We start from the raw sequence: 4309 nt of genomic DNA, 5'->3' as shown, positions 1-4309 counted from the left end.
CGGCGCGGGCCGGGCGCAGCGCCGGTGCGCTGGCGCGCGCCGCTGGCGCCGCCGTCACCCTGGGCGTCGCGCTTTCGCTGGGCGCCCAGGACTGCGCCGCGCTGGCGGCCGGGTCCAGCCGGAACACCGCCACCGCCTGCACCAGGTGCTCCGACTGCTCCTGCATGCTGCGCGCCGCCGCTGCCGCCTGTTCCACCAGGGCGGCATTCTGCTGCGTCGCATTGTCCATTTCCACGATCGCCAGGTTGACCTGCTCGATGCCGGACGACTGCTCCTGGCTGGCGGACGTGATCTCGTTCATGATGTCGGCCACCTGCTGCACCGAGGTGACGATCTGCTGCATGGTGGCGCCGGCGCGGTCCACCAGCGCGCCGCCCGCGTCGACCTTCTGGATCGAATCGTCGATCAGGGCCTTGATTTCCTTGGCCGCGCCGGCGCTGCGCTGCGCCAGGTTGCGCACTTCCGACGCCACCACCGCGAAGCCGCGTCCCTGCTCGCCCGCGCGCGCCGCCTCTACCGCCGCATTCAGCGCCAGGATATTGGTCTGGAACGCAATGCCGTCGATGGTGCTGATGATGTCGGCCATGCGCGCCGAACTGGCCTTGATGCCGCCCATGGTTTCCACCACCTCGTCCACCACCTTGCCGCCCTCGTTGGCGTGGCCGGCCGCCGACACCACCAGCTGGTTGGCCTGGCGCGCATTGTCCGCGTTCTGCCGCACGGTGGAGGTCAGCTCCTCCATCGAGGAGGCGGTTTCCTCCAGGCTGGCGGCCTGCTGCTCGGTGCGGCGCGACAGGTCCAGGTTGCCGGCCGCGATTTCCGAGGCGGCCGTGTTGATGGTGTCGGTCGAGCCGCGCACCGCGCCCACGGTGCGGGTCAGCGAGGCCACCATCTCCTTCAGCGCCTGCAGCATGCGCCCGGTTTCGTCATTGCGGCGCACCGTGATCTCGCCGGTCAGGTCGCCCTGCGCCACCGACTCCGCCACCGCGACCGCCTGTAACAACGGCCCGGTGACCGAACGTGTGATCAGGTAGCCGGCCGCCACCGAGGCGATGGTCGCCAGTACCAGCATGCCCAGCATCAGCATGGTGGCGTTGTTGGCCGACTTGGCCGCCTGCTCGCCGTCGTCAGTCATCAGCTTGCTCTGGTAGGTGAGGATGGCGTCAAGCTTGCCGAAGTAGGCGTTCTGCAGCGGCACCACCTGCTTGAACAGGGATTGCACCGCGCCGTCCTGGTCGCCTTCGCGGAACAGGGCCAGGGCCGCGTCGCGCTTGGCGCGGAAGGCTTCGAAGGCGGTGCGCTGGTCGGTGAACAGCTGCTTGGCTTCCGGCATTTGCAGCAGCGGTTCCAGTTTGGCGGCGGCGGCGGCGGCCGTCTTCTCGGACTCCGCCATGCTGGTCAGGAAGCCGTCGCTGCTGATCTTGTCCGGCGCCAGCATGGCGTTGCGCAAGGCTTGCGCCGAGCGGTTCGAGAAGCTGCGCATTTCATTGGTCAACTGCACCTTCAGGTAACGGTCGCTGACCAGGCGGTCCGTCAGTTCCGCATTGTGGCGCAGGCGGCTGATGCCGGTCAGCGACATTGCCAGCTGGATGGCAATCGCCAGTGCAAAGCCCATGGCCAAACGCATGCCGATATTCATGTTCGAAAAGCCCATCTCCATGCCTCGCTAGAAAGTGGTTGCTCCCCGATGATGGCATAGGCACCACGGCTCGGCGCAGCGATTGGCTGCCGCGTGGCGCGTGCGCCACAGCCGGTTCAGGGGATTGACGGGTAGGCCGCAATAATGCCTTTGCCCTGGTCCGGCACCAGGGCGCGGCCATTGGCCTCGCCCACATATTTGCCGTAGATGCGGGCCACCGTGCCGTCCGCCACCATGCCCAGCAAACAGTCGGCGAAGATTTTGTGCGCGGCCGGCGTCATGCCCTGGTGCGAGAAGTAGGCGCCGGCCAGCATCTGCGCCGATTCCGGCACCGGCTGCACGGTGACGCGCTCCTGCAGGCGGTTGCTGTGCAGGTAGCGCGCATAAATGACCATGGGCGCCAGGGTCGCCTCGGCCCGCTCCGAGGCCATTTTGCGGAAGGCGGCATCGAAATCGTTGACCACTTCCACCCGCCCCTGGGCGCGCAGGCGCGCCACCTGGGCTTCCACGCCCGGGGCGTAGGCGATGCCGCGCACCAGGTTCAGGCGCGCATCGCTGCGCTCCACGAATTCGGCCAGGGTCTTGAACCGGCCCGGCACGCGGCGCGCCAGCACCAGCTCAAACCGGGTGGTGACATACGGCACGAAATGCGCCAGGCGGTCGCGTTCCGGCGTGCGCGCCGAGCTGCCGGTCACGTTGATGCGGCCGCTGGCGTATTCGGCCCACAGGCGGGCCCGCGGGTACCAGGCAAAAGTGAGCGGGCAGCCGGTGCGCCGCGCCAGCTCGCGCAGCACATCATTGGCCGCGCCCTGGACCCGGCCCTCGTCGCGGAAGGAGGACAGCCCCAGGTCGCTGGCCCCGGCCTGCAGCGGCGCCGGGCAGGGCAAAGCCAGGGCGGCGGCCGGACTGGCGGCCAGCAGCACTAGCAGCAGCAACGGGGGAAGGGGGTGCATGTGTTGCAGTATAGCCATCCGTTCACTTGCGCAAAATGCTGTATATAATTACAGTATCGCAAGCAAATCCGAAACCGACCCGACTACCGACCCGCCTATGGACTGGCCGCGCCGCATTGCCCATCTCGACATGGACGCCTTTTACGCGTCCGTGGAGCTGTTGCGCTATCCGGAATTGCGCGGGCTGCCGGTGGTGATCGGCGGCGGCGCGCGCCACCAGCCGCGCTGGCTGCCGGACGGCACGCGCGAGTTTTCCCGCCTGCGCGACTATGTCGGGCGCGGCGTGATCACCACCTCCACTTACGAGGCGCGGGCGCTGGGCGTGTTTTCCGCCATGGGCACCATGAAGGCAGCGGCGCTGGCGCCCGATGCCATTTTGCTGCCGGTGGATTTCGACTCCTACCGCAAGTATTCGCGCCTGTTCAAAGCGGCGGTGGCGGCCATCGCGCCGCAGATCGAGGACCGCGGCATCGACGAAATCTACATCGACCTGAGCGCGCTCGAAGGCGAGACGCGCGCACTGGCCCAGCGCATCAAGGACGCGGTGCGGGAGGCCACCGGCCTGTCCTGCTCGATCGGCGTGGCGCCCAACAAGCTGCTGGCCAAGATTTGCTCCGAGCTGGACAAGCCGAACGGCCTGACCGTGGTCGGCTATGACGATGTGCCGGCGCGCATCTGGCCGCTGCCGGTGCGCAAGGTCAACGGCATCGGCCCGAAAGCCGAGCAAAAGCTGGTCGCGCTGGGGATCGACACGGTGGGCCAGTTGGCGGCGGCCGAGCCGGCCCTGTTGCAGCACCATTTCGGCCTCAATTACGCCGAGTGGCTGCAGCGCATCGCCCATGGCCGCGACGAGCGCGCCATCAGCACCAGCCACGAGCCGAAAGGCGTCAGCCGCGAAACCACCTTCGCGCGCGACCTGCACGCCAAGCGCGACCGCAGCGAGCTGTCGGACATCTTCACCCGCCTGTGCCAGAAGGTGGCGGAGGACCTGGCGCGCAAGCGCTATGCCGGGCGCACGGTGGGCATCAAGCTGCGCTACGCCGACTTCCGCACCGTCACGCGCGACGTCACCCTGCCGTCGCCCACCGCCGACGCTGCGGCCATCCGCCGCGCCGCCGGCGAATGCCTGCGCCGGGTGCCGCTGGACGAGCGCCTGCGTTTGCTGGGCGTGCGCATGTCGGCCCTGTGCCCCCTGGACGAGGCGGCCCGCAGCGGGCCGGTGCAGGGTGATCTTTTTGCCAATGTGTGATACCGTTCCGGCGCGAACCGGGAATCCATGACGCCGGTTCCACCTGGAACCACTATGACTCTTCTGACTGCGCGCGGGCGGCTGTACCGGACTGCCTGCCTGACCGCCATTGCTTGCCCGCACCTTGCCGCCTTCGGGGCGCGCCGCGCCGCGCCCGCCGCGCCGGAAAACCCTTTCACTTCGGCGCCGCCGGCGCAGTCCTGGGAAGCGGTGGCGCATGCCAGCGCCCGCGCCCTGCGTTCGGGCAACCGTGCGCGCCGGGTGAGGTGTCCCACATGAGCGCGCCGGCCAGGCCCATCCAGCGCCGCGCCTGGCTGGCGGTGATCGCCGCCCTGCACGCCGCCGTGCTCCTCGGCTGGCGCGGCGGCCCGCCCGTGCGCGCGCTGGCGCCGCAGCGGGAAAGCGAGGTGGTCTACCTGCAGTCGCCGCCAGCGCGTCCCGCCGCGGCACCGGCCGCCGCGCCGCTGG

5 protein-coding genes are annotated in these 4309 nt (G+C 69.3%); 3 read left to right on the top strand and 2 right to left on the bottom strand.

Annotation, left to right across the window (positions count from 1 at the left end; genetic code table 11):
- The coding region (locus GTP41_RS26715; protein ID WP_161028631.1) for a methyl-accepting chemotaxis protein at positions 1–1654 on the bottom strand (1654 nt) is incomplete at its 3' end.
- A gap of 101 nt (positions 1655–1755) precedes the next feature.
- On the bottom strand, positions 1756–2592 hold the full coding sequence (locus tag GTP41_RS26710) for a substrate-binding periplasmic protein (protein ID WP_161028630.1): 837 nt from the start codon (positions 2590–2592) through the stop codon (positions 1756–1758).
- A 97-nt stretch (positions 2593–2689) separates the two neighbouring features.
- On the opposite strand from GTP41_RS26710, the gene dinB reads away from it, so the two are divergent.
- The 3 genes from dinB to GTP41_RS26695 all read left to right on the top strand — a co-directional run.
- The gene (gene dinB / locus GTP41_RS26705) at positions 2690–3841 is read left to right on the top strand and encodes a DNA polymerase IV (RefSeq protein WP_161028629.1); all 1152 of its coding nucleotides are present in this window, start codon (positions 2690–2692) and stop codon (positions 3839–3841) included.
- 54 nt (positions 3842–3895) lie between these two features.
- A complete protein-coding gene (locus GTP41_RS26700) occupies positions 3896–4120 on the top strand; it encodes a hypothetical protein (RefSeq protein ID WP_161028628.1) in 225 nt (74 codons plus the stop codon).
- A partial coding sequence (locus GTP41_RS26695) for a hypothetical protein (protein ID WP_161028627.1) occupies positions 4108–4309 on the top strand: 202 nt, incomplete at its 3' end. The genes GTP41_RS26700 and GTP41_RS26695, both read left to right, overlap by 13 nt.

The organism is Pseudoduganella guangdongensis (assembly GCF_009857475.1).
Taxonomy (GTDB): Bacteria; Pseudomonadota; Gammaproteobacteria; order Burkholderiales; family Burkholderiaceae_D; genus Rugamonas; species Rugamonas guangdongensis.
Note: the sequence above shows the minus strand (reverse complement) of the source record. Positions and strands in the feature narration are given on the sequence as shown.